This is a genomic window from Pyxidicoccus sp. M6 (assembly GCF_055568925.1).
In genome coordinates, this window is record NZ_CM145714.1 from 9020927 (window position 1) to 9043215 (window position 22289).

Consider the following 22289-nt stretch of genomic DNA (forward strand, 5'->3'; position numbering starts at 1 on the left):
CGGTGGGGGTGGGCGTGCGGCCTCCGCCGTGCGCCCCCCATGGGGTGGCGCCATCACCGGCGGCGCCTCGCTCGAGGCCTCGTCCTGGCCTGAGCTGGGGTGTGCACGAGCCGGGGATCGAACCCGGACGGCCCTTGCGGGCCAGCGGATTTTAAGTCCGCTGCGTCTGCCAGTTCCGCCACTCGTGCGAGTTATTTTCGGTACTTACCGGCTCGCGTTGGCCCCCTAAAGTAGGGAGGGAGTAGGGGCGACGCCCTCCACTACGCGGCGCGGGCTTCACTTCTACCATACCCCGACCAAGCTCCCATCTCCCACGCCTCGAGGCACTGGCGCCTGGCTAGCGAGGGGGCCCTCTCGCCTTGAGCGCCTCACGCGCGAGCCTTCCCAGAGCGGCCCCCTCACTGATGCCCTCCCGCCGCGCGAAGACCTCGATCTCGACCCAGAGCTGACCGAGTTCCGACCGCGCGTCATGTGCCTGGTCGAGCAGCCGGACAAGGCCCTTGCTCCGGTCGCGGTCCAGTGCCGTCGCTGCCTCGACGAGCTCCTTCGGACACCGGAAGCCGATGTGCTCGGTGGGGTGCCCGCGTTCGCGCGGTCGCGTGCGGTCGGTCGCCATGCCGCCGAGTCTCAGCGGAAATTACCCACCTTGCAACATTGTTAAACATTGTTCTACAAATCTCCCGGAGGCGCCAACGGATGCACTCACGCGCCTGGGCGGGAGGCCCCATGCAAGTCACCGGCTGCAGCAACACCCCCAACTACGTTCGCGCCACGGACCTTATCCTCGACGAGGGGCTCGTCCTCGCCCTCCCAGGCGACGTCGGCGAAGCGCTCGATGCAGGGACCGACGAAGTCGAAGGAGCGCGGTGGGTGATGGTGCAGTTCCCCAACGTGCCGCGAGCGACGACGTGCTTCCTCGGCGACAACGTCGAGCCGATGCTCATGCTCGTCACGCCGGGCATGACGGTGACACCGCCGCCAACACCGGAGCCGGTGCGTCCCCTCCCCCGCCGACGACTGCGCCGGGGCGTCCTCGCTGCGGCGGTGGCCGTCCTCCTAGGGGGCGTGGTGTGGTGCGCGGCCGGTGGCCAGCCAGCGCCGGAGTCGGTCGCTGACGCCGGCACTCCGGTTGAAGCCCAGGCGCCCGGGAACCTTTCTCTGTTCCTCGCGGACCTAGACAGCGGCACGGACGGCCACGCCTTCAGCGGCCAGCAGCTCCCGGCCCCGGACGACACGCCCAGCGACTGGCGCCGCGAGCCGTGCCCGAAAGACCCGCGCGTCCGCACCGTCAACGGGCTGTGCTTGCTGGCGTACGGGAAGCCCCCGTGTGGTGTCGGCTACGAGCACAACGGCGAGTGCCTGATTCCCATCTCCAAGGGGAAGCCGCTCCCCGCCGCAATACGCCGCGAATAGCAGCAAGCCAGGAACGCAGCATGCTGGGGGCTCGGCGCCGCAAGGTTCCGGGCCCTTCACTTCTCCGGGAGGATGACCTTATTCGGCCTTCAACTCGAAGCTGTGGACCCACCCTTTCCGCTTCGGCTTGATGGCCGTCTCCACCTCGTAGCGCACACCGACCTTGCCGAAGTCCTCATACCCGACCACGACCACCGGGACGCCGGGCTTCAGCTCCGCCAAGATGTCCTCTTCGAGCCACTGGTTTGCCTTGCGCGACAGACTGATGGTGTCTGAGAAATCGGATGAAAGGACGAGGGTGGCGCGCGTCCCCTTGGCGAGATACGTCCGCTGCTCGAAGTAGTGCTCCTCGAAGCTGACCTTCGCCTGCCAGTCGGATAGCGGGACGGCCGGATCGGCTGCACTCCACTGGCCGTGGGGGGCGAACTCGCCGAGCGCCGCGTCGGCTCCCATGCTCATCTTCTCCGACGCGTAAGCGGCAACGCTGACAGCACCGAACCTCACGGGGCCGGACGCGTAGAAGTGCAGGAGCGCGTGCCGGACGTTCTGCTCAAGTTCCTCCCGAGATAGCCCACGAGGCACGCGCACCCTCACGACCAGGCGCGGCGCCCCTGCAATGTCGGGGCGATCCATGTTTATGAGCTCGTAGCGAGGTGTGAAGTCGGGCTTGACGCCCAGCACCTCCGCGGCCGTGGGCTGCTTCGCGAGTTCCTTCGGCGTCGGCTCGCTGCAGGCTACAATTAGGACCGCAACAGCCAAGATCAGCAGTCGGAGAGCGCGCATAGCAGGCAACCTAGCGGCGCTCCGAGCGCCCGGGGAATCCCCCTGGGGAGGGAGGCAGAGCTGGTGGTCGCGATTGGCCTGCTCTTTCGCCCGCACCTTGAGCACCGCCACCATGACCACGCTTTCCGATGTCCTGCGGTCCCGCGCTGGACGCGGGCTGGCCCGCAGCGACGAATACGGCCCTCATGCACGCCGCGCCCGAGCAGGTGGCGCGCAGGAGCAGCAACACCGCGAAGAAGGGCATCTGGAACTCGCTCACGTCCGCCGCAGGCGACGCGCTCCGTGGCTTGGCGCGCGGTGCCGCGGACACCGCCGTGGGCCTCGTGTGCAACGGCGTTGAGGCTGCGGACGCTGGCGGGCGGCCGCGGGAATCTCGTCACCGGTCGCATCGGCGAGGGGCTCGCGCAGCTCGGCCGGGGCATCATCAAGGTGGTGCAGACGCCGCTCGACGCGCTGCTCATGACGGGCGGGCGGACCATCGGCGCCGTGCAGACGCTGCTGGGCGTGGAGCCGGTGGGCCGGAAGCTGACGGACTCGGAGCTGGCCGCGCTCCGGAGCGTCTAAGGCGACTCCATCGACTTCTCGCGCATTCGCATCAAGGAGGGCGACGCGGGCCTACTCACGCTGTCCGGCCACTGAGGCATCCCCTCATTTCTGATTCCCCCTCGGGGCTCGCTTGGTCGGCTGCTCATGGCGTCTCCGAGGGGAAACTTCGAATGAGGGGATAGCTCAGGTCCGGCCGGCCCTTCACCCTCGGGGACACCATCCACGTGCCCCGCAAGCACTGCCCCTCACCGAGGCGTTGCACGTCCACGAGTCGGCCCATGTCTGGCAGCACCAGAACGGCGGCATCGATTACATGAGCGACTCCCTCGCCGGGCAATGCCTGGGCGACGGCTACGGCTTCGCCAAGGCCCTGCGCGAGGGCGTGCCCTGGGCGGAGATGAATCCGGAGCAGCAGGCGGAGCTGCTGGAGCAGGCCTTCCGTAAGGGATGCTTCGAGACGCCCCCGAAGCCCTTCCTCGTCAACGGGGTGGATTACTCTGCGCAGCTCGCGGCCATTCGGCAGAACGTCCGCGCGGGCTGCGGGGCGCCGTAGTCCTCTCTGGGCGGACGTATCTTCGCCGCTCTCGCCTCAGCAGCACGGCCCCATCTTTGGGTCAGGGCATTGCTACAGCGTCGGCAGCGCCTGCATCTCGTACGGTGCGTCGTTCAACGCCAAGCGCTCCGGCGTCCAGACGCCCGTACTCGAATCGAGGTGCAGGCGCCCTGCGCGTCGAAGCAACAGCACGCTCTCGCCTCCAAAGAGGAGCACTGCATCGCCCGGCACTCGGCGAAGCACGGCCAGCACTCCGCGCAGCAGGGCGGTCACCGCGTAATGCCGCTGGTCCGCGTCCACCCAGAACTGGAGCTCTACCGAGGGCGAGAACCCGAGTTCCTCTTTCATCATCTCCTGGCTTTCGTGGGTAACACGACGGGCAGCGAGAAGAAGCCCAGGTCCTTCAACTAATACCCCTCGCTCGTGTGCGGCACCGGAAGGCCGTGTCAGAACGAGCGCGTCACGGACGACGGAGAGCACCTCGTCGGGCGTCAGCGCAGTGGCGATGCGGAAGTTGTAGTCCAGTGACATGTGCACGCTCCCCAGCTACGGCCAGAAGGGGACGATACTGCCTTCTCGTGTGACGACCAGCACCTCCCTCAGATTCGCCATCGGCCAGTCACGGAACTGACGAAGCAATGCAGAGAGGTCGACTCCGCTGTCCCGGAGATTGAGCACAATCCGGTCCGCCTGCATGGACTTCGCTGGTGGGTCGACCTTCGTGTCCTTGATGACGGTCCAGATGCTCCGTGGATTCGAAGTCTTCGGAGCGTAGTTGTCGAAGATGCGCCCTTCGACGCGGAAGTCCGGCTTGCGCGTGGTGCCCGAAACCTGGGGCCGCTGTTCCACCTTGAAACCAGCCTTCGCGAGCAAGTCGGCGGACTCATTCTCTCGCATCAGTGAGCGGACAGTCTCCTGGTCGTCATTGGGAGAAATTCGCGGACGATGGCCGCTGGGGCTCGCAGCCGGGTTGGGAGGCTGCGACGGTACAGTCGGGCCCTCTGTCCGACTCTGTGGCGTGGTCCCGTTGCTCGCGGAGCTGCCCCCACCAGCGGACTGAGATGCGGACATCGCCACCGCACCAGGCGCGAGCGCAATGGTGAGTGTCCCCTCCGCTGAGATGGCCACGGTTCCCACCTGGCCCACGGCTGCCAGCCGGAAGCCGCCCTGCTGCGCTGCCACCTGCGCGGCCTGGGTGTAGCCCGGCAGCGTCGGTGCCTTGGAGGCCAGTCCCAGCGTGCTGCCAATCGCAGCGGTGGTCAGCATGACGAAGACGCGCGCGGTGTTGACGCCCAGCACCTCGCCGTACCGCTCGCCCGCGGCGCTCACTTCGTCGAAGGTGGTGGCCACCTTCACCTCGTTCGTCAGGCGAATCCATCCCCGGACGAGGCCCACCACCGTGTCCACGCCCAGCCATGCAACGAGGCTGGCCGTCAGGATTGCGGCCGCCCCCTTGGAAATCGGCTCCGGCAACAGCCATAGCGCCAAGTATACCGCCATGGAGGTGACGATGGCGGACTGCACCGCCGCCGGGTCCGCCATGCCCTCGAGCGCCTCGGCCGTCTCGTCCCAGACGGAGTCCAGGGCGATGGACAGGCCCAGGGTGCGCCGCCCCTCCTCGTCCAGCGAGGCGCGTCCTCCGAGCAGGTGCAGGCAGTCGCCGGGCGTGCGCTTCCTCTTGCACCAGCCGCCGTACGCCTTCGCCAGCTCAGCGTCGGCGTTTGAAACCGGAGTGTGGCCCCGCCACTGCGGCGTATCTTCCTCCTCCGCCGACACCAGCCTGAGCCGCCCTCGGGCTGGCTCCTGTGTGCCGTCCCACGCGGTGCTCGTCAGGGCGCGGCGGGCGAAGAGGCGTGGCGAGGAGGCGGGCCGCACGTCCTGAGCCAGCTTCTCCACCGCATCCTCGAAATCGTCGTCATCCACCTCCACGGGCTCCGCGGAACGTGGGATGAACGTGAGAGGCGCGCCCCGGCCGGTTTCAAGACGCACCACCCGGCCGGAGCCACCGCACCCGACGGCAAGGCAGGTGGCCAGCCACAGCATTCCCCAACGCAGCAGACTCGACACGCGTCCCCTCCGGCTTGTCCAATCGAAGCCAGCATCTCGCGAAGCATGCGTATCCATCACATCCGGAAAGCCCACTGGAGTCGATAACGCCGCAGGTCTTCTTGTGGGTACCTGCAGGAGTCGCTCCTATGGAGAGCAGCGCCATACTCGGTGTCGCTCGTTCCGGAGACACCTCGTGCAGTAGAGGAGCTTCGTGCCCCACGACACCAGGAAGACGCGCAGGTCCTCGCCGGAGGCTGCCGCGTCTACCGCTGCGCCACCTGCAACACGTGGCTCGCCAGCGCCCGCAGACCATCGCCCACCAGGACGCGCACCCCGAGCACGAGGTGCAGGGCTTCACTGTGCCGCCCGCCTGAGTGGCGCGCCCCTTTTCCTGCGTGGAGGTGTCCACGTGCGGAGAACCCGTCCCCCAGCCCAGATGCCGGAGCACCTTCGCCGGAAGCGCGTCCGCGAGGACTACGCGCTCGCGCTGCGCCGACTCCAAGGCGTACCCGATGAGCAGCCCCAGCCGCCGCGCCAGCTCGCAGCCGATGGGCGCTGCAGGTGCGGTGGTGCTCTGCTGTTGGTGGGCGGCCGGCGCATCTACGCGGACGGCACGCACGACGATTGAGCCTCAGGAGGTCCCCGGGTCTGAGGTGCGGTGGCAGTCCGGGCGGCTCCGGGTGGTGCAGTTCGGCGCTGAACCACCCCGCATGGAGGTGTTCAACGGGGCCGAGGGTGAGGAGCGCGCGTGGTACGAGCCTGCCCTCCCCTGGACCGCCGAGCCCGAGGTGAGCGCCCTCGTCCAGGAACTCGTCTCCGCCCTGGCGCGAGGGGGCGACCGCACGTAGCAGCCGACTTCCGCAGACGCTGCCGTTCCGCAAGGCCCTAGGATGTCAGTCGTCGTCGCGGGGGCGCCGGGCCAGATCCCACGCGGCCTCGATGATGAGCGCGAGCGGGCTGCGCTGGGTTCCATCCGGCGTCTCCGTGTGGTCCGTTGCAACGAACCGCCCAGTGACGGGGTCGTACGCGATGGGGACGTCGGCAGTGGCCACCTGCTGGGGACTCACGTTCCTATGCATGGAGACCTTGCCACCGTCGTACGAGATGAAGACGCGCAAGAGCGACCCGCTGCCATGCACCTGCATCTGGACCGTCTTCCATGCCTCCTCGACATCACCCGCAACCCCTGGCGTGGTCTCACGCTTCAACTGGATGGGGTTGTGTGCTGCTGGGCTCAAGTCGACCAAGTCATCCATTAGCCGGCGCGCAGCCTTGTCGACCAGCCTCATATCGGGCTTCAGTTCCCACATGAACGTGGTCAGGAGATTCGATGCTTCCGTAGCGTCGTACTTCTCGGGCTTCGTTTCGGACATGTTCAGCTCCGTTGTCTGGGATTGAGTGCCGCGACATGGCACTCACGGCCGCGCTCACCGCGCAGCCGCATCCACGCGTACGACCCGCGAGGGATGCGGTCAAAATCTTGGCGTTGCTACACGAAGTGCCGGCCGCGCTCACGCAAGCATTTGTCATCTCTCGAATGCGCAGCTCGGCCGCGAGGGCAGAAACAAGGCGGCCCGCCTCGGAGCCTCTCCGGAACGGGCCGTATCGCCGCAGGTGCCGCTCAGCGCACCGAGGACACGGGCCCCGGCACGGTGCAGCGCTCCGTGTACCGGCTGGTGAGGCCGTCCTCCGCGTAGGAAGCGCCAACGGTGAGCGCGCCCAGCAGCACGGAGGTGAGCCCAGGGCGAGCAGCGTGCCTCACAAGCTAAACGTCCACCTCGCGCCCGCGGCGGCCATGCGCTCGCGTTGGTTGGCCTCGGCGAAGGCGAAGAGCCCCAGGCTGCTGCGCAGCCGCGCCCCACCCTCCAGGCGCGCGTAGGCGTCGGAGAGCGAGGACACGCCAGCCTGGGCCTCCACGTAGCGGGTCCTCACCGGCACGTCGGATAGCGCTCGGGAGAGCCCTGCGGCGAAGGCTACCCGCGGGGCATCTGAGGGTCCGCCGTCACCGGGCCAACGCTGCGGTGCTGCCGATGCCACCCAGTGAGAGCGCCGCGCCCTTCCGCGTTTCTGCTCACCGTCCGCGCACGTCGAAGCAGAACACGAAGGCGCCGGACGACGGATTGATCACCGTGTTGCTCGCGTCGAACGCGCGGACTTCAAACGAGCTGGCCCCCGTTGCGCGAAAGCACACACTCGGGTTTGCCGTCTCCGACGGCGAGCCGATGAAGTTCCCCACGAGGGTGTAATTGTCGTCGAGCATGGGCGCCGCGAACGTCACCTTCACCACGTTGCCCGCGATGATTTGCGCGCTCGCCACGTTGAACCCGCCGAGCACCGTCACGGCGCCGGATTGCACCTGAACGCGTCCATGCACGCGCGTGACGCTGGACGGCGCCAGCGTGGCAGTCGTGAACGCGGTGGTGCTCGCGGGGTTGAAGCCGGTGAGGGTGATGTTCTCCCCCACCGACAGGGCGCCCAAGAGCTGCCCATTCTGCGCGGACACGTCGCCAGTGAGACTCACATATCCTGTCACGCTGACGTTCCCGCCGAAGCTCCCCGCCCCCGTCGTGGTGACGCTGCCGCAGGACACCGCCCCGCCGTTCATGCTGACGGCTCCGAAGGTCTCGAGCCCCCCACCGATGGACACCGCACCGGTCACGTTCAAGTCACCTTCCACGTCGATGGACTCTTGAACGCTCAGCGTCTCATCCACCGTCACCGCGCCGCTGATGACCTGGTTCCCGTTGAGCGTGTTGTCCCCCTCCAGACGTGCGTACGTGGCCTGAAGCGCGGCGTGAAGCTGCCCGTTGTTCGCCTTGTTGAGCGTGAGCCCGGCCGCCGTGATGGGCGCGACGACTTCCTCCTGGACGGCGTTCAGCCAGCTCGACGCGAGAATGGTTCCCTGTTCAGACTCCGCCGGGTCGACGTCGGCGAACATTCCGCTCACGTTTCCTGCGCTGTCGATTCGATGCATGGCACTCCTCAGAGGTAGTTGAACCGGACGACGGTGTGCGCCGGGGCCACCCGGCGGATGATGCGCTCCAGCTCCGCGTGGCTGAGCGCCGGCCCCGTCGGTGCCGCTATGCTCATCCGCCAGACATGCGCCCACCGCTCGCCATTCAGCGGCTGGCCCGCCCGCCCGCGACCAGCTCGGAAAACCGTCAGTCCATACGCGTCGCTGACCGTGGCACCAGAGTAGCCACACGCCGCGGCGAGCTGGACGTAATACGCGGGCGTCTGGCCCCCCTGCTTCACCAGCTTCTGGGTGATGGCCAGCCGGCGCTGCTCGACGGTGGACGGAATCGCCAGGATGTCCGGGTCGGGCAGGCCGAGCACGCGCCCCCAGTCCTCGAGCGTCTCCGTCGCGGTGCGCGGGTCGCTCTCCTCGATGAGCTGGCCGGCGCGGTCCTCCACGCGCTGGAGCTCGTCGGCGATGGCCTGGCACACGCGCGACAGCCAGCTCCCCGGTGTGAAGTTCCAGAGCCGCCCCGGGGGGAACAGCTTCTTCAGCATCCGGGTGTACTTGCTCTCCGGCGGAGCGGACTCGTCTTCCTCCGCTCCGAGGGCAAAGGGGAACGCGTAGGGGAAGCCCATGGCTCAGCTCTCGTTCTTCACGACCGGGGCCGCGCCGGGCCGCGAGCCGTCGAGCGCGTCACCCGCGCGAAACCCGGAGCGGAGCCCGCCCGACTGCGCGGCGTTCTCACACGTGCAGGGGTTGCCGGTGCAGGTGTTGCCCGTGCGCGCCGCTCCCGTGCGGAACAGCCCAATCCGGCCGCTCGAACACCCAGGCATGCGGCGCCCCGGCGCGTGCTCCGTGCTCGGCTCCTGCGTCGTCTGGTTCGTTTTCGTGTCGCTCATGTTTTTGTTACTCCGCTGCGTGTGCGCCGGGCTCAGTCGACCCGGCAGTGAAGGAAGGAATCGCCCCCGGCAGTGACAGCCATCTCGTGAGCGCGAGCGATGGCCGCTCCGGTCAGCCGCTCGATGGAGGCGCCAGGGTGCGCGGCCTGCAGCTTCGCCACGTGCGCCGGGAAGGCAGCGGCGAAAGCGTCGCGCTGCTCCGGGGTCAGAGGCTTGAGGCCCATCGCCTTGCGGAAGGAAACGGCTTCCCGAGCGGCCAGCTTCCCAAGTGCACGGGACGCAGCGCGAGCAGAGCGCCGCTCTACTCGTGAGGAATTGATATGCGTTTGTCTCATGAGCAAGACACTACGCGCGTTCTGATTTCTGTCTACCCTGCCAGATGGAGCACGTACGGCGCGGTCCAGGCGAGATGAGCGCGGCCGGGACTTCACCAACGGTTGCGGCGGACCGCGCGCCAGAATCGCTCGCCGCGAGCGGGAAGCGCTCCAGCACTTCGGCACTCACACGGGACGGTGCTTCGCCGCGCAGTTCGAGACTTCAGTCCTGGAAAACGATGAGGTGCGGCGCGGTCGGGCGGGGCATGGACGGACACCACGTGGCGAGCGCCAGCGCGAACACCTCGCGCACGTCCTCGACTTCGCCCGCGTGGAGCTCCGGCAGGTGCGCCAGCTTGTCGCGCAGCTTGAGCAGCGCGGCGGACAGTTCCACTTCATCCCCCGCGCAGAGCAGCGGGTCGGAGAGATAGAGGGGCGTCCCGTTCAGGTCGAACGTCCGGTCCTCCTCCGGGGTCGGCCAGCGGCCCAGCGACGCGGGAGGGGCCCGGGGCGGGAGCGCGGCCGGCAAAGGAAGCGGGAGCGCGGGGACGCGATCCTTCCTCGCCTGCGCCGCCGCGTTGCTGATGACGGCTTTCGGCGCGCGGGACAGGTCCGTGTTCGCCTCCCACTCGCGGTCGGCCATCTCGGGGTCAGCGATGAACGGTTGCCCGCGCTCGTTCCGGCCGACGCTGTCCTTCAGGCGCCCGGCCTTCACCGCGTAGGAGACGGCCGCCGTCGAGACGCCCCGGCGCGTCGCGTAGTCGGTCAACGTCAACCGGACGCGGGGCGGGCCGGAAGGCTCGGCGGGGGGAGTGGTGGTGTGGCGTTCGTTCATCCCTCCGCACGTAGCACGCGTTAAGTCAAGCTCAAACGCTGCCACTTAACGCCCTGCTCTCGGGACGGCAATGGGCCCCCGCGCGGTGGGTGCCAGGGGCCGCGCGCAAGGCGCCCTTCCCTCCCTCGGTGTGGCCGGGGTCCCGTTCGTTGAACGGCGGGCCGCTGGCGGCCGTCTGGCGGGCGGTCCGGACATAGCCGGCGCCGTCACCTGGGGATGACGTTAAGACCTGATTTTCGTTGGAGCTGCACGGTTCCTGCGCTCTTCGCACCCTCAACAGGGCAGCCCCTTAGGAAGAACCTAAGGGTAGGAGGGTGTGCCTCTGTGTATGACAACAGCCAGGTGCAGAGGATACAGAGGATGCAGAGGATGCAGAGGATGCCCCGCCCCCTTCCTACGCAAGTCACGTGTTATTCGCAGACACGGTCACGGGAAAGAAATGTGACTTCTCCATGAGCGAATGAAACATCCTCTTCATCCTATGCATCCTCTGCAGGGTGCCGGGAGTCCATCCGCTCCCGTCTCCGGCACGCTTCGCTACCCCCACGCGCCGCTTTCCGCCTGCTTCTGCACGGTCCACATCGCATAGCCCGAGCGGTCCTTCCCGCTGGGCTGCAGGCGCATACGCTGGACGACGGCCCCCTTCCACTTGCGCAGGAAGTAGCCGAGCGACCGGGAGTTGATTTCCCTCTCCCCTCCCAGGGCAACGGACAGGGCTTCCCTGAGCGCGGGATGCTTCACCAGCTCAATCCCGCTCGCTACTTCGGTCGCCGTTTTCGGCTCCGCGCCATAGGTCTCGCGCCACACGCTCAGCAACGCCGCGAGAGAGGCGCTTTCGGGCTCCGCCTCGTTCACGTCGTCCGTCGTCGCGCACGGGTCCGGCATTCCCAGCCAGAGCAACGGCTCGCGGACCATCCGAGACCACTTCGCATAGGAGCCGAGTGGTTTGGCGAGCTGGGGCGGGTTCGCCAGCGCGAACGCCTTCAGGATGGTGAGCGCGGCCGGCGCCAGGGCGTGGCGGGTCGCGCGGATGTGATCGCTCAGGTTCGGGATTCGGAACGTCCGGGTCTCGGGGCGCTCTTGCTGCGGGTCGATGGTGCAGACGATGACGCGGCGGCTGATGTCACCCACGAGCGCGAGGTTGTTCCCGTTGATGACCCAGAGCACGCGCGCATCCAGCACGAGCCGTTCCGTGGCGCCGAGCCGCCTGTCGGCGTACTTCGTTGTCGTGAGCGCGTTGCACAGCTCGGGGCTGCGCAGGGGCCGGTCCACGTTGTCAACCATGATGACGCGGTCGCCAGCCACGAGGCAGGCGGCAATCATCTTCCGGAACTCGTCATCCTGCTTCGCGTAGTTCGCGTGCGGCGGGGGCGTGCCGTGCCAGATCGCGCCCACCGAATCCCCTAACAGGGACTTTCCAGAGCCGCGACGGGGGGCGTCGTACGCGACGGCGGGCGCGGTGTCGATCAGGTGCCGGATGCCCGCGGTGAGGATGGCTGCGATGTGCGCGGCCTCGGACGCGGTCGCGTGCGCCGGGTCCTTATCGCGGCGCACCCACGGGAACTCGGCGAACGGAGCGCGGAGCACGGCCAGAGCGCGGGCGGCGTCATCCATCGTCGGGCGTTCCGGCACCGCGTCGAACGTCGTGGAGGTGGTGAGCAGCAGTCCCGTGCCCGCGTGATAGCCGGGCTTGTCGAGGACGTTCATGTCGGCGTCCAGCGTCGGGGCGCCAATCAACCCGGTGAGCGGGCGCACGTGCTTCCAGCCCGTCGCGGCTACCACTCCGCGCGCGTACTGCGAGGGATAGTCGGTGGTGACGTGCCCCCCGGTGCGACCATCCCGCCGGACCCACGTCTGCCGCGCGAGCACGTTCAACACGTGGTCCGGCGTCATCTGGATGAGCATGAGCGAATCCGGGTCACGCTCCACGAGCTCCCCGTCCTTCACGGCGGCGTCCCGTACCTTCCCCACCATGGCCAACGCTCCGTTGCGCTGGAACACGGCCGGGTCCGCGCCGAGCACTTCGTCCGCGTCGTTGAGCGCGCGTGCGCGCCCGCCGCCGTAGATGATGCGCGCGTCGTCGGGTAGGTCATCGTTGGCGGGCTCCGCGCACGCCTTCGGCAGCGCGAGCGCACGGACTCCAAGCCCCGTCGCTGCCTTCAGCTCGGCTTCGACGATGGCGCGCTTCGCAGGGTCATCCCACTTGAGCAGCCGCACGCGCTCGACCAGCTCAACGGGGTTCCGCGAGCCTTCCATCTGCCACTCGGCAATCATCTTCCGCGCGGCTTCGAGCGCGTCGAGCGTGCGCCGGCAGCCATACTCCGCTTTGCCGTACTTCCGGCCCTTGCCCAACGCCTGGGCGCGCAGCTCGTCAGCGCCCCACGGGGGAGTGCAGGTTCGGTTCCACTCCTCCAGAAGCAGCCACGCTTCGTCATCGGTGAGGGCGTAGTCATGCGTGAGGATGAATCCCGCGCGCACGGTGTGGAGCCCGCCGCCCTGGCCGTCGATGGCGGGGCCGTGCTTCGCGAGCGCCGCAGCGGCCTCGTCCAGCACCGCCCGCGACGCGGCCGGGAAGAAGCCGCGCATTTCCTCGGACGGTGCGGCCGTGTTCCACGCCCCGCCCCTTCGCAGGCGCGCGAGCAGCCAGGCCGGCGCGGGGGCCGGGGGCGTCTCCCAGGGCTCGCGACCCGCGACCCACCGGTATTGCCCCTTGGCCGAGCGCGACGGCGCGACGACGATTTGCCCGCCGTCCCCACGGATGTCGAGACCCTTACCCACGCGTGAAGCGCTGTTCGTCACCGGGAAGTCCGGCAGGCTGAACAGGTAGTGGGCGCCGCCGGAGCCCGTCACGGCTTGCGTGGTGGCCGGCAGCGGTCCGTGCTGCTCCAGGAGCTCGGCCAGCGCGTCGTCGCCGCCGTGCGCGGGGTCGACGTCCAGCACGAAGAAGCCGGACGCCTCGCCCGTGGCCACGCCGACATTGGCGTCCGGCCACTGCGCCCACCAGTCCTGAATGACGTCGACGTCGTCGGTGGCCTCCGAGACCCAGTCCGTCAGACGCGGGTGCTTGCCGGCGGAGGTGCAGGCGGCGCCCTTGGAGCACGTGCACGCGCCGTTGCGCACGGAGTGCAGCGGGACGACGGCCCATCTGCCGAACGGAAACCTTTGCGCGTAGACCCGCGCAACCTTCCCAAGCGTGGAGAGAGTTGCAGCAGTGGCAGGAGATGCATTAATCTGCGATTGCATTCGTTCACCTACAACCAGCGTAACCGTTCACCGACCGATGCTCGACTGGTAGGCCTGCTGAGCATCGGACGGTGGGCAGGCGGGCGCTCGACGGTGGCCGCTCGCGCGTGAGACACCGTGGTGCGTGGCGGCGGTGGACCCCAAGGACGCGCGTATCGCGGAACTGGAAGCGCAAGTGGCCGCGCGCGATGAGGTCATCGCCCGGCTGATGGCGAAGGTGGAGGCGCTGACGGCGCGCGTGGCGGAGCTGGAGGCACGGCTCAACCAGAACTCCAACAACTCCTCAAGACCGCCCTCCTCGGACGCACCTGGCACCCCGCGCCAGCCCAAGAAGCCCACGGGCCGGCGTCCCGGTGGACAGCCCGGCCACAAGAAGCACGAGCGCGCACTGCTGGGGCCCGAGGACGTGCAGCACGTCGTGGAGTTGATGCCCAGCCAGTGCCGGGGCTGCAAGGGCCGGCTGCACGGACGCGACAGCGTGCCCCGGCGTCATCAGGTAGTAGAGGTGCCAGTCCTGTCGGCCATTGTTACCGAGTACCGCTGCCATGCACTGGCGTGCTCGGACTGCGGGCTGGTGACGCGTGCCGAGGTGCCCGCGCACGCGCGCAGCGTCTTCGGTGACAGGCTTGCCGCGCTCGCCTCGCTGCTGGTGGGCAAGTATCGCCTCTCCAAGCGACTGGTGAAGGATGCTCTGTCGGACATGCTGGGCGTCGAGCTGTCGGTGGGCAGCGTCAGCAACCTGGAGGGCGAGATGGCCGACGCGCTCGCCTCACCGACGGCCGAGGCCCTCGCCTACGTGCAGTCCTCGGAGGCGGCCAACGCTGACGAGACGGGGTTCGCAGAAGGGCGTGAGAGCGGCCGGGCCCGCCGCGCCTGGCTATGGGTAGTGGCCACTGCGCTGGTGGTGGTGTTTCACATCGCCAGGAACCGCAGCGGCAAGGTCGCCCTCCAACTGCTCGGCGAGGACTTCGCGGGCTTCCTCACCACCGACAGGTGGAGCGCCTACGAGTGGGTGGACGCGGGGCTGCGGCAACTGTGCTGGGCCCACCTCACACGCGACTTCCAGGGCTTCATCGACAGAGGAGGAAGGGGCGGACGGATTGGCCGCGAGCTCATGCGCGAGCGCAACCGCTTCTTCAAGTGGTACCACCGCGTGCGCGACGGCACCCTGGCGCGCGAGGACTTCGAGAAGCGCATGCGCGGCGTGGAACGCAGAGTCGGCCGGCTGCTGCGCAAGGCGGTGCTGCGGGCAGAGAAGAAGACCGCCGGCATGGCCCGGGAAATCCTCCGGTGGGAGAAGTGCCTCTGGACGTTTGTCGATGTGCCGGGCCTCGAGCCCACCAACAATTTTGGCGAGCGCTGCATCCGGCACGCCGTCATGTACAGGAAGACGTCCTTCGGCACGCAGAGCGAGGCGGGCAGCCGCTTCGTCGAACGCATCTTCACCGCCACCACCACCCTCAAGCTACAGGGCCGTGACGTGCTCGCCTTCCTCACCGATACCCTCGCCGCGCACCGCCGCGGCCTGGGCGGGCCTTCGCTCCTACCCGCCACGCCTGCACATCAGCTCACGCTCTCCGCCTGAGCCGGTGAACGGTTACCAACCAGCAAGTGCATGAGGGCGTCGGTCCTGTCGGGGGCCGGCGCCCTTGGTGTTTTCAGCGGCGCTATCGCCAGGCTTTAGCGACGGCGTCCAAATCAGCAGCGAATCCGCGCCGCGCTGCACGGCGCTCGGCGAGCAGCGCGTCGACGTCCGCTGTCAGTCCCCGGGCTCGTCGGGGCTGTGCTGCTGGCTGCTCCGCAGGGGCCGGAGGCGCGAGTGCGGCCTCGACGGACTCCAGGGTGATGACGGTCCGCTTGCCGTAGCACGGGCCTCGCTGCAGGGTGCCAGCGGCGAGGAGCTGGAACACCCGGCGCCGCGAGCAGCGGAGCCGCTCGGCGACTTCGTCGACGGTGAGAAGGTCGCTCATAGCTTGAGGTCCCTGATGGAGCCGCCCGTGCAACGCGCCCTTGACGGAGCCGGCGCGGCCGTAGTCGCTGCCTCACCGTTCCTGGCCAGCTCGACGAGTTGCTCGCGCGGGATGTATTTCCGACCGGCTACGGTGACGGGGCGGAGCGCACCGCGCGCGACGAGCCCGGGAAGAGTGCTGTTCCGGCCGATGCCAAGCAGCTTCGCGGCCTCGCGGAACGAGCAAAGGAGGGGGGCGTCGCTCACGGCTGGCCCCTACCTGAATCGGGATTCGGGTTGCGCCGGGCGTCCAGGGCGAGCCGGACGAGCGCAACCGTACCGGGGTAGACGCCAAGCCCGCCGAGCGCGCGGGCGAATGCGCTCCGACTCAGCCCCACCCGCTCCCGGGCTTTGGTCTCACCCAGCGAACTCACCAAGTCGGTGAGACCACGCCTGACGTCTTCTGGGAGGGGGGCGGACCCTCGGGCCCGCTCGCGCGTACCGGTCGTTGAATGTTCCATGCGACAGAAGGTCGCATGGCTTTGGTCAACAGGCTCCCCCGCCAAATACTCGCTTTTAGCGGGGCTTGTTCAGCGATCGAGGGTTAGGAGCATCTCCTCTACCTCTGTCTGCGCTGCCTTCATTTTCGAGAGCCGCTCCTCATACCAACGTCGCGCCTGAGACGCCGAGCAGCGGCGGCCACCCTGGGTCGCCCATTTGCTGACGATCTCGAACACGGTTGGGACACCGCGGCTGTTCGATGCTATCGGCCCCTCCTTGGCGCGCACAGCATGGAAGACAGCCCACGCGACCATGTCCTTGAACGCTTCCAATTCCAAGCGGGCGTGCATGTCTCCCGCGTGTTCGGGCGGACGCCTGCGCCCTAGTGACACCCGGAGGAGCTCGCCGGCACGCGCGGGCTCTTCGCTGACCGCTTCGAGCCGCGCAGCAAGCCAAGTGCGGAGAGTCTCTGGAAGGGGTTGATTGTCGCGCATGCACCTCGCAGCCCAACTGACCAGTCGCCGCGCGGCATCAGTATTCCCCTCTTCCGCCAAGCGGATCATCAGAGCGGCGTTCTTCTCGCCGATAGCGGACCAGCGAGCCGGAGCGGAGTTGCGCCATTGAGGCGGCATCTCCTCTTTGCGGTTCGTGCTCATGCTGCACCTCCAGCCTTCCGCGTCAGCTCAGCCGGCTTGAGGTCGCCCGCCAGCGTCGGCACCTTCGCCGGCACCGCATGCGTCGCGTAGAAGCGTTTCGTCGTGGCCTGTGACTTGTGACCCAAGAACGCCGCCACGGCTGCCGGGTCCGCGCCCGCGTTGATGGCCCACGTCGCCACACTATGGCGCATGTAGCCGGGATTGAACGTCGCTCCCACGGCGCGAAGCGCGGTCCGGAACCGGAAGTAATCCAACTCCTCGCACCCGCGCAGACGGGCCGCTGCGTCCGCCACGGCGTCGCCCACCTGTGTTCGGAGCGGTGCGCCGCCTTTCGTCTGAGGGCACGCCAGCACACGGGCGCCATTCAGCGGGTGGCGCTCAACGGCGCCCCCGCGCGCGAAGCGTTGGAGCTCCGTGAAGTGCCAGCCCGTCCCGCCGAGAACCTCGAGCGCGTCCCGTGGCCACCCCGTGAGGGCCGCGAGGGCTCGCTCGTACTCGTCCAGCCCTATCGCTTTGACCTTCGTCTCCTGCTTCGGACGGGCCTGCGGCACCTTGATTTGGCCATAGGTGGGGTCCTCCTCCGTGCGGATGGCATGGCGCTCCGTCCGGAGCCACGCGTAGAACGCCTTCAGCGTGGCGATGAGCTGTTTCCGCCCCGTTGCCCCTTGGAGTTCCGCGAGCACGCGCGCCGTCTTCACCGTGCGCAGGTCCACACCCGCGAGCCGCTCTTGCCACCACGCGAGCGCTCGTTTCTGGTCCCTCACCCACCGCGGCGTGTTGCGCTTCGTGTCCCGGCTCCAGAGCAGGAACGCTTCCCCCAATTCCAGGTTGAGCACGAGCGCACCGCGCGGGGCTTCGCCTTCGGGCTTGTACCCTTCGGGATTCGCCTGGAACCGCGCCAGGTGCTCGTGTGCGGCCCGGCTCGACTTGGCACGCGTGCTGACCTCATAGAGCTTCCCGCGCACCCGCTTGTAGATGACGTAGACGCCAGCGGCCGTGATGTAGCCGCCGTCCCAACGGCGCGACCTATCGGATGGCACTAGGCACGCTCCCGTGGCCTTGAGTGGTCAGTAGGGAGACAGTAGGGGAAGTGGCCGTTTCTGCCAATCCTACCCTCTGAAAAGCAGGCGCTTTTAAGTCCGCTGCGTCTGCCAGTTCCGCCACTCGTGCGCTGATGGACCGCCCGACACCCTACAGGGCCTGTCCCTCTCCCGGCAAAGGTCCCGAGCACCGGCCCGCCCTCCCCCGTGCCAGGACTGCCTGCGACCAGGCTCCACGGCTCCCAGGGGCTTGAGAAGGGCCCCCGCTCCGTGTGGGAGGGCGCGCTCCCGAGCCCCTGAGGGATGCGCCAACCCCCGAAAGGCGTTGATGATTTCAGGCCCTCCGGCTCGTGCCGCCCTCGCGGTGGGGCTCCCGGGGCCCATCTCTCCACTGTTCGACGGCCCGGATGCGCTCCACCGTCGCATCCCGTCTTCCCCTGTTATAAAGCGCCCCCCATGCTTGAGACCGTCACCAAGGGCTTCCGCGCCGCCAAGAACCGCCTCGCCGGCAAGAGCGAGCTGACTCCGGAGCTGGTGGACGAGTCGCTCCGCGACATCCGCGTGTCCCTCCTCGAGGCCGACGTGGCCTTCGACGTGGTGAAGAAGTTCGTCGCCCGCGTCCGCGAGAAGGTCGTGGGTGAAACGGTGCAGACGACCATCACCGACAAGTCGGGCCAGAAGCGCAAGGTCAGCGCGATGGACCACTTCATCAAGATCTGCCACGACGAGCTGGAGTCCCTCATGGGACCGGTGGACACCAGCCTCGCGCTCAAGCCCAAGGGCCAGCTGTCGGGCATCATGATGGTGGGCCTGCAGGGCTCCGGTAAGACGACGACCACCGGCAAGCTCGCCAACCGGCTCCTCAAGGAGGGCCGCAAGCCCCTGCTCGTCGCCGCGGACATCTACCGTCCCGCCGCCGTGGACCAGCTCAAGGTGCTCGGTGAGCGCCTCAAGGTGCCCGTCTACCACGAGCCCGGCCTCCAGCCCCCCGAGCTGGCGAAGCGTGGCTACGCCGCCGCCCGCGAGCAGAAGTGCGACGTGGTGCTCATCGACACCGCCGGCCGCCTCGCCATCGACGAGGCGCTGATGACCGAGCTGGAGTCCATCAAGTCCAACGTCCACCCGGACACCATCCTCCTGGTGTGCGACGCGATGATTGGCCAGGACTCGGTGCGCACCGCCGCCGAGTTCGACCGGCGCCTCGGCCTGGACGGCTTCATCCTCACCAAGCTGGACGGTGACGCGCGTGGTGGCGCGGCGCTCTCCATCAAGGAAGTCACGGGCAAGCCCATCAAGTTCCTCGGCATGGGCGAGTCGATGGACAAGCTGGAGGAGTTCCGTCCGGACGGCCTCGCGGGCCGCATCCTCGGGTTCGGCGACATCGTCGGCCTGATGAAGGACTTCGAGCAGGTCGTCGACGAGAAGAAGGCCGAGGAGGATGCGAAGAAGCTCCTGTCCGGCCAGTTCTCGATGAAGGACTTCGTCGAGCAGATCCGCATGGTCCGCCGCATGGGCCCGCTGAAGGACCTGCTGGAGAAGTTCCCCCTCTTCGGCGACCTCACCGAGCACCTCAATCCGGACGAGAAGGAGCTCACGAAAATCGAGGCGATGTACGACTCGATGACGGCGAAGGAGCGCCTGCGGCCGGACATCATCAACAACAGCCGCATCGGCCGCATCGCCAAGGGCAGCGGTCGCAAGGTGGAAGAGGTCCGCGAGCTGCTCCAGAAGTTCGGGATGATGCAGCAGGTGATGGGGACGATTGGTCAGAACCCGGGCCTGCTGGGCCGCATCCCTGGATTCAAGCAGCTGGGGCAGTTGTCGCAGATGAAGAACATGGACCTCTCCAGCATGTTCGGCGGCGATCCGAAGATGATGGAGAAGATGATGGGCGGAGGCATGCCGGGCATGGGCATGCCGCTGCAGATGCCTCAGGTGGCTCCGGGCTACACGCCGCCCATGGGCCAGGCCGCCATGGCCAAGGCCCGCCTGATGGGCTACGCCCCGCCCTCCGCCAGCGCGAAGTCCGAGGACCGCGACGCCATCAAGGAGCGCCGCAAGAAGGAGAAGGAGAACAAGAAGAAGAGCCGCAAGAAGCGGTAGAGACGGCTGGATTCACGGCCGCTGTGGCTCGCACGCCCACCGTCCCGGTGTGACTCCCGGGGCTGTGGGCGTTCGTGTTTCTGGGGCCTGTGCGTCTGGTGGGGCGGACTCCCGTCCGGGGGTTGGGACACGGTGGGGCTGGATTGCAGGGCCGGGGCTGTGCAAGAGGGGCCGGAGATCGCGAGGGCTGTGGGCCGTGCGGGCCCTGTGCTCCTGGAAGTCAGGGCTTGGAATGCCTCTTGCGATGCGTGCCGGTATGCCCAGACCTCATCTCTTTGTTCCGTTAGCCCTGCTGTTCCTGGCGTCGGCTTGTATCGACGTGCCTGAAGTCGTCGATCCTCCTCCTACTGACGCAGGCTCAGAACCCCTGCCCGATGCGGGCCAGACCGCGGATGCGGGTCAGACCGCGGATGCGGGGCCGACACCGGTTCCCAGCTTCACCTTCACCGTCACTCCGTTCCAGGACTCGGCGTTCCAGGGTGATACCAAGGACTTCCAGGTGGACATCGTCCGCACTGGCGGGTTCGCGGAAAGCGTGAGTCTCAGTCTCGTGGATGCACCGGCTGGCATCTCCGCCTCGTCCGTGACGATTCCTTCAGGCTTCACAACGGCGAATCTCAAGGTGGCCATCTCGACCAGCGCCGAGCCTGGCAGCAGGTCACTGACGGTGCGCGCAGTCGCCGGGAGCCTGACCCGGGATGCCTCCTTCAGTCTGACCATCACAAAGCTGGGAGACCTCCTGGTTCGTTGGGCGTCTCCCTCTGACGCGACGACCTACGCGAATGCGAATCTCTCACTCGAGGCTGTCGTGGAGGGTGGAACGGCCGAGAGTGTGGAGATCAGGGAGGGAACGGTGGTCCTGGCCCGGTTGACCACACCACCCTTCAAGCACTCGTGGAACACAACGGAGGTTCCCGAGGGAGAGCACCACATCACCGCATATGCGATTCGCGGCGCTCAGGGGTTCGCATCCTTCGAGCGCACGGTGATTGTCGACCGAACGGCCCCCAGGACCGAAACACGGACGCCAGTCCAGGCAGAGTCCAACGTGAGCGCGCGGACGGCCATCGAAGTGACGTTCAGCGAACCGCTGAAGGCGTCCACCGTGACGCCGGCCAACGTCACGCTTACGGCCAATGGAAGCACGGTGGTCGCCCAGTCCGCGTCCCTCTCCGAGGATGGCCGCATGCTGACCCTCACGCCGTCAGCACCGCTGCCGGTGCCCAGCACCATGACCGTGAACCTGGGAACTGCAGAGCAGCCCGTCACGGACCTTGCCGGCAACCCCTTGGTCCTCTCCGCTCCCTGGACCTTCACAGTCCCCGTTTGGAAGGAACTGGGCGGAGCCATCTCCGCCTATTCGGGTGCAACTCCTGCTGAGAACGTGGTGATGAAGCTCGGCCTGGATGGAAAGCCTGTCATCGCATGGTCCGAGTCCAATGGCACGACCAAGAACATTCATGTGTCCAGGTGGAATGGATACATCTGGACCTCAATCGGTTCAGCCCTGAGCGCGTTGGCCTCGGATGGAACGAATGCAGAATTCCCAGACCTCTTGATTACTCCATCGAAGGAGATTGTTGTGTCCTGGATCGAGTATACAAATATGGGACCGGCCAGGAACGTTTACGTCCGGAAATGGAATGGCAGCAACTGGTCACCGCTACCTGAAGTGCCATTGCAGTCTTCGGGTTCAGAAACCTGGCACAGCATGTCCAAGCTTGCCATGACTCAGGATGGGACCATCCACCTCTACACGAACTATTTCAACGGCGCAGGAACGGAAATCAAGGCCTTCAGCCTGCACCCTCAAGCTTCTGTTTGGAGTTCAGTCGTCGTTTCCCTGCCGTCGAGTCAGTTCAACTCGGGACTTACCTCGGTGGCAAGCCAAGGCGACAACCTCTACGTGACATATAATGCACACTTTGACTCAATTGGCGTCCGAGCCGTTGGCGTGCTCAAGAACAACCGCGATCAAATCGGAAGCCCGTTGGTTGTAAATGCCGAGGGCTGTTCATACTGCAACGCATCTATCGCAGTCAGTGGCTCGGGTGCGCCACTCGTCGCATGGAGCGAGGACCCGGCTTCTGACTCATCTCAGGCAAAGATCCACTTCACTCAGTGGCTGGGGGCATCATGGCAGGCTGCCCAACATGCAAGCGCAGGACTGACACACAATAGCAGCCCATCACTTGGGCTTGGTGAAGATGGGCGGCCCATATTGGCCTGGAGCGGCTTTCTTTCACCCGAGCAAGTCATTCTTGTCTATCGACTCACTGGCACCGGTTGGGAGCCCATTGGGACACCGCTCAATGCTCGGTCCGGAGCCAGCAGTCCTGGGAGCAGGCCCTCTCTTGCTCTTGATCGGGAAAACCGTCCGATAGTTGCTTGGACAGAAAACGATGGCGTAACAACAAGCGTTTTCGTTCAACAGTTCAACAGGTGAG

At 67.2% G+C, this 22289-nt stretch carries 24 protein-coding genes and 1 tRNA gene; 8 read left to right on the forward strand and 17 right to left on the reverse strand.

Annotation, left to right across the window (positions count from 1 at the left end; translation table 11 throughout):
* Nucleotides 1-102 precede the first annotated feature (102 nt).
* Both ACVTJA_RS35285 and ACVTJA_RS35290 read right to left on the reverse strand, forming a co-directional pair.
* Nucleotides 103-188, reverse strand: a tRNA-Leu gene (locus ACVTJA_RS35285).
* 149 nt (nt 189-337) lie between these two features.
* A complete protein-coding gene (locus ACVTJA_RS35290) occupies nt 338-616 on the reverse strand; it encodes a hypothetical protein (protein ID WP_465826304.1) in 279 nt (92 codons plus the stop codon).
* Nucleotides 617-726: 110 nt separating this feature from the next.
* Between ACVTJA_RS35290 and ACVTJA_RS35295 the strand changes: the two genes are divergently transcribed.
* On the forward strand, nt 727-1413 hold the full coding sequence (locus ACVTJA_RS35295) for a hypothetical protein (protein ID WP_465826306.1): 687 nt from the start codon (nt 727-729) through the stop codon (nt 1411-1413).
* Nucleotides 1414-1491: 78 nt separating this feature from the next.
* Here the strand turns inward: ACVTJA_RS35295 and ACVTJA_RS35300 are convergent, their stop codons facing one another.
* Entirely contained in the window at nt 1492-2310 is an 819-nt protein-coding gene (locus tag ACVTJA_RS35300) for a hypothetical protein (protein ID WP_465826308.1), read from the reverse strand.
* A gap of 222 nt (nt 2311-2532) precedes the next feature.
* Between ACVTJA_RS35300 and ACVTJA_RS35305 the strand changes: the two genes are divergently transcribed.
* Together ACVTJA_RS35305 and ACVTJA_RS35310 are read left to right on the forward strand one after the other, a co-directional pair.
* Nucleotides 2533-2760 carry a hypothetical protein gene (locus ACVTJA_RS35305; RefSeq protein ID WP_465826310.1) on the forward strand — a complete coding sequence of 76 codons (228 nt, stop codon included), beginning with the start codon at nt 2533-2535 and terminating at the stop codon, nt 2758-2760.
* Nucleotides 2761-3055: 295 nt separating this feature from the next.
* Complete coding sequence (locus tag ACVTJA_RS35310; protein ID WP_465826312.1) at nt 3056-3295, forward strand: hypothetical protein; 240 nt, start codon at nt 3056-3058, stop codon at nt 3293-3295.
* Nucleotides 3296-3367: 72 nt separating this feature from the next.
* On the opposite strand, the gene ACVTJA_RS35315 is transcribed toward ACVTJA_RS35310, so the two are convergent.
* Both ACVTJA_RS35315 and sitA5 read right to left on the reverse strand, forming a co-directional pair.
* On the reverse strand, nt 3368-3826 hold the full coding sequence (locus ACVTJA_RS35315; RefSeq protein ID WP_465826314.1) for a SitI3 family protein: 459 nt from the start codon (nt 3824-3826) through the stop codon (nt 3368-3370).
* A 15-nt stretch (nt 3827-3841) separates the two neighbouring features.
* Nucleotides 3842-5362 (reverse strand): SitA5 family polymorphic toxin, encoded by a 1521-nt coding sequence (sitA5, locus tag ACVTJA_RS35320; RefSeq protein ID WP_465826316.1) that lies wholly within the window; start codon nt 5360-5362, stop codon nt 3842-3844.
* A 391-nt stretch (nt 5363-5753) separates the two neighbouring features.
* On the opposite strand from sitA5, the gene ACVTJA_RS35325 reads away from it, so the two are divergent.
* Nucleotides 5754-5972 carry a hypothetical protein gene (locus tag ACVTJA_RS35325; protein WP_465826318.1) on the forward strand — a complete coding sequence of 73 codons (219 nt, stop codon included), beginning with the start codon at nt 5754-5756 and terminating at the stop codon, nt 5970-5972.
* A 25-nt stretch (nt 5973-5997) separates the two neighbouring features.
* Entirely contained in the window at nt 5998-6192 is a 195-nt protein-coding gene (locus ACVTJA_RS35330) for a hypothetical protein (RefSeq protein WP_465826319.1), read from the forward strand.
* Nucleotides 6193-6237: 45 nt separating this feature from the next.
* Here ACVTJA_RS35330 and ACVTJA_RS35335 read toward each other — a convergent pair whose 3' ends face one another.
* From ACVTJA_RS35335 to ACVTJA_RS35370, 8 genes are all read right to left on the reverse strand, one after another.
* The gene (locus ACVTJA_RS35335) at nt 6238-6717 is read right to left on the reverse strand and encodes a hypothetical protein (RefSeq protein ID WP_465826321.1); all 480 of its coding nucleotides are present in this window, start codon (nt 6715-6717) and stop codon (nt 6238-6240) included.
* Nucleotides 6718-6965: 248 nt separating this feature from the next.
* Nucleotides 6966-7106: a hypothetical protein gene (locus tag ACVTJA_RS35340; RefSeq protein ID WP_465826323.1), complete on the reverse strand. Its 141-nt coding sequence runs from the start codon at nt 7104-7106 to the stop codon at nt 6966-6968.
* Nucleotides 7103-7282 carry a hypothetical protein gene (locus ACVTJA_RS35345; protein ID WP_465826324.1) on the reverse strand — a complete coding sequence of 60 codons (180 nt, stop codon included), beginning with the start codon at nt 7280-7282 and terminating at the stop codon, nt 7103-7105. The genes ACVTJA_RS35340 and ACVTJA_RS35345 overlap by 4 nt, the downstream gene beginning before the upstream one ends.
* Before the next feature lie 133 nt (nt 7283-7415).
* On the reverse strand, nt 7416-8282 hold the full coding sequence (locus tag ACVTJA_RS35350; protein WP_465826326.1) for a hypothetical protein: 867 nt from the start codon (nt 8280-8282) through the stop codon (nt 7416-7418).
* 44 nt (nt 8283-8326) lie between these two features.
* Complete coding sequence (locus tag ACVTJA_RS35355; RefSeq protein WP_465826327.1) at nt 8327-8938, reverse strand: YmfQ family protein; 612 nt, start codon at nt 8936-8938, stop codon at nt 8327-8329.
* Nucleotides 8939-8941: 3 nt separating this feature from the next.
* Nucleotides 8942-9202 (reverse strand): hypothetical protein, encoded by a 261-nt coding sequence (locus tag ACVTJA_RS35360; RefSeq protein WP_465826328.1) that lies wholly within the window; start codon nt 9200-9202, stop codon nt 8942-8944.
* Between the two features lie 537 nt (nt 9203-9739).
* Nucleotides 9740-10351: a hypothetical protein gene (locus tag ACVTJA_RS35365; protein ID WP_465826330.1), complete on the reverse strand. Its 612-nt coding sequence runs from the start codon at nt 10349-10351 to the stop codon at nt 9740-9742.
* Nucleotides 10352-10888: 537 nt separating this feature from the next.
* On the reverse strand, nt 10889-13594 hold the full coding sequence (locus ACVTJA_RS35370; protein ID WP_465826332.1) for a bifunctional DNA primase/polymerase: 2706 nt from the start codon (nt 13592-13594) through the stop codon (nt 10889-10891).
* Nucleotides 13595-13718: 124 nt separating this feature from the next.
* Here ACVTJA_RS35370 and tnpC point away from each other — a divergent pair, with 124 nt between their 5' ends.
* On the forward strand, nt 13719-15179 hold the full coding sequence (gene tnpC / locus ACVTJA_RS35375; protein WP_465826334.1) for an IS66 family transposase: 1461 nt from the start codon (nt 13719-13721) through the stop codon (nt 15177-15179).
* Nucleotides 15180-15261: 82 nt separating this feature from the next.
* Here tnpC and ACVTJA_RS35380 read toward each other — a convergent pair whose 3' ends face one another.
* The 4 genes from ACVTJA_RS35380 to ACVTJA_RS35395 form a co-directional block, all read right to left on the reverse strand.
* Nucleotides 15262-15564: a helix-turn-helix domain-containing protein gene (locus ACVTJA_RS35380; RefSeq protein ID WP_465826336.1), complete on the reverse strand. Its 303-nt coding sequence runs from the start codon at nt 15562-15564 to the stop codon at nt 15262-15264.
* Nucleotides 15561-15809, reverse strand: a complete 249-nt coding sequence (locus ACVTJA_RS35385) for a helix-turn-helix domain-containing protein (RefSeq protein ID WP_465826339.1) — start codon at nt 15807-15809, stop codon at nt 15561-15563. The genes ACVTJA_RS35380 and ACVTJA_RS35385 overlap by 4 nt, the downstream gene beginning before the upstream one ends.
* A gap of 323 nt (nt 15810-16132) precedes the next feature.
* Nucleotides 16133-16699, reverse strand: coding sequence for a hypothetical protein (locus ACVTJA_RS35390; protein WP_465826341.1), 567 nt, complete (start codon nt 16697-16699; stop codon nt 16133-16135).
* Entirely contained in the window at nt 16696-17739 is a 1044-nt protein-coding gene (locus ACVTJA_RS35395; RefSeq protein ID WP_465826343.1) for a tyrosine-type recombinase/integrase, read from the reverse strand. The genes ACVTJA_RS35390 and ACVTJA_RS35395 overlap by 4 nt, the downstream gene beginning before the upstream one ends.
* Before the next feature lie 456 nt (nt 17740-18195).
* Between ACVTJA_RS35395 and ffh the strand changes: the two genes are divergently transcribed.
* Together ffh and ACVTJA_RS35405 are read left to right on the forward strand one after the other, a co-directional pair.
* Nucleotides 18196-19842, forward strand: a complete 1647-nt coding sequence (gene ffh / locus ACVTJA_RS35400; RefSeq protein ID WP_465826345.1) for a signal recognition particle protein — start codon at nt 18196-18198, stop codon at nt 19840-19842.
* Nucleotides 19843-20074: 232 nt separating this feature from the next.
* On the forward strand, nt 20075-22288 hold the full coding sequence (locus ACVTJA_RS35405; protein ID WP_465826348.1) for an Ig-like domain-containing protein: 2214 nt from the start codon (nt 20075-20077) through the stop codon (nt 22286-22288).
* Nucleotide 22289: the final 1 nt, after the last annotated feature.

Excerpts from the sequence above, each read along its gene's own strand:
- ACVTJA_RS35290 (WP_465826304.1), bottom strand. The coding sequence starts at position 616 with ATGGCGACCGACCGCACGCGACCGCGCGAACGCGGGCACCCCACCGAG.
- ACVTJA_RS35295 (WP_465826306.1), top strand. The coding sequence starts at position 727 with ATGCAAGTCACCGGCTGCAGCAACACCCCCAACTACGTTCGCGCCACG.
- ACVTJA_RS35300 (WP_465826308.1), bottom strand. The coding sequence starts at position 2,310 with ATGGTGGCGGTGCTCAAGGTGCGGGCGAAAGAGCAGGCCAATCGCGAC.
- ACVTJA_RS35310 (WP_465826312.1), top strand. The coding sequence starts at position 3,056 with ATGAGCGACTCCCTCGCCGGGCAATGCCTGGGCGACGGCTACGGCTTC.
- ACVTJA_RS35315 (WP_465826314.1), bottom strand. The coding sequence starts at position 3,826 with ATGTCACTGGACTACAACTTCCGCATCGCCACTGCGCTGACGCCCGAC.
- ACVTJA_RS35335 (WP_465826321.1), bottom strand. The coding sequence starts at position 6,717 with ATGTCCGAAACGAAGCCCGAGAAGTACGACGCTACGGAAGCATCGAAT.
- ACVTJA_RS35350 (WP_465826326.1), bottom strand. The coding sequence starts at position 8,282 with ATGTTCGCCGACGTCGACCCGGCGGAGTCTGAACAGGGAACCATTCTC.
- ACVTJA_RS35355 (WP_465826327.1), bottom strand. The coding sequence starts at position 8,938 with ATGGGCTTCCCCTACGCGTTCCCCTTTGCCCTCGGAGCGGAGGAAGAC.
- ACVTJA_RS35360 (WP_465826328.1), bottom strand. The coding sequence starts at position 9,202 with ATGAGCGACACGAAAACGAACCAGACGACGCAGGAGCCGAGCACGGAG.
- ACVTJA_RS35365 (WP_465826330.1), bottom strand. The coding sequence starts at position 10,351 with ATGAACGAACGCCACACCACCACTCCCCCCGCCGAGCCTTCCGGCCCG.
- ACVTJA_RS35370 (WP_465826332.1), bottom strand. The coding sequence starts at position 13,594 with ATGCAATCGCAGATTAATGCATCTCCTGCCACTGCTGCAACTCTCTCC.
- ACVTJA_RS35380 (WP_465826336.1), bottom strand. The coding sequence starts at position 15,564 with ATGAGCGACCTTCTCACCGTCGACGAAGTCGCCGAGCGGCTCCGCTGC.
- ACVTJA_RS35390 (WP_465826341.1), bottom strand. The coding sequence starts at position 16,699 with ATGAGCACGAACCGCAAAGAGGAGATGCCGCCTCAATGGCGCAACTCC.
- ffh (WP_465826345.1), top strand. The coding sequence starts at position 18,196 with ATGCTTGAGACCGTCACCAAGGGCTTCCGCGCCGCCAAGAACCGCCTC.
- ACVTJA_RS35405 (WP_465826348.1), top strand. The coding sequence starts at position 20,075 with ATGCCTCTTGCGATGCGTGCCGGTATGCCCAGACCTCATCTCTTTGTT.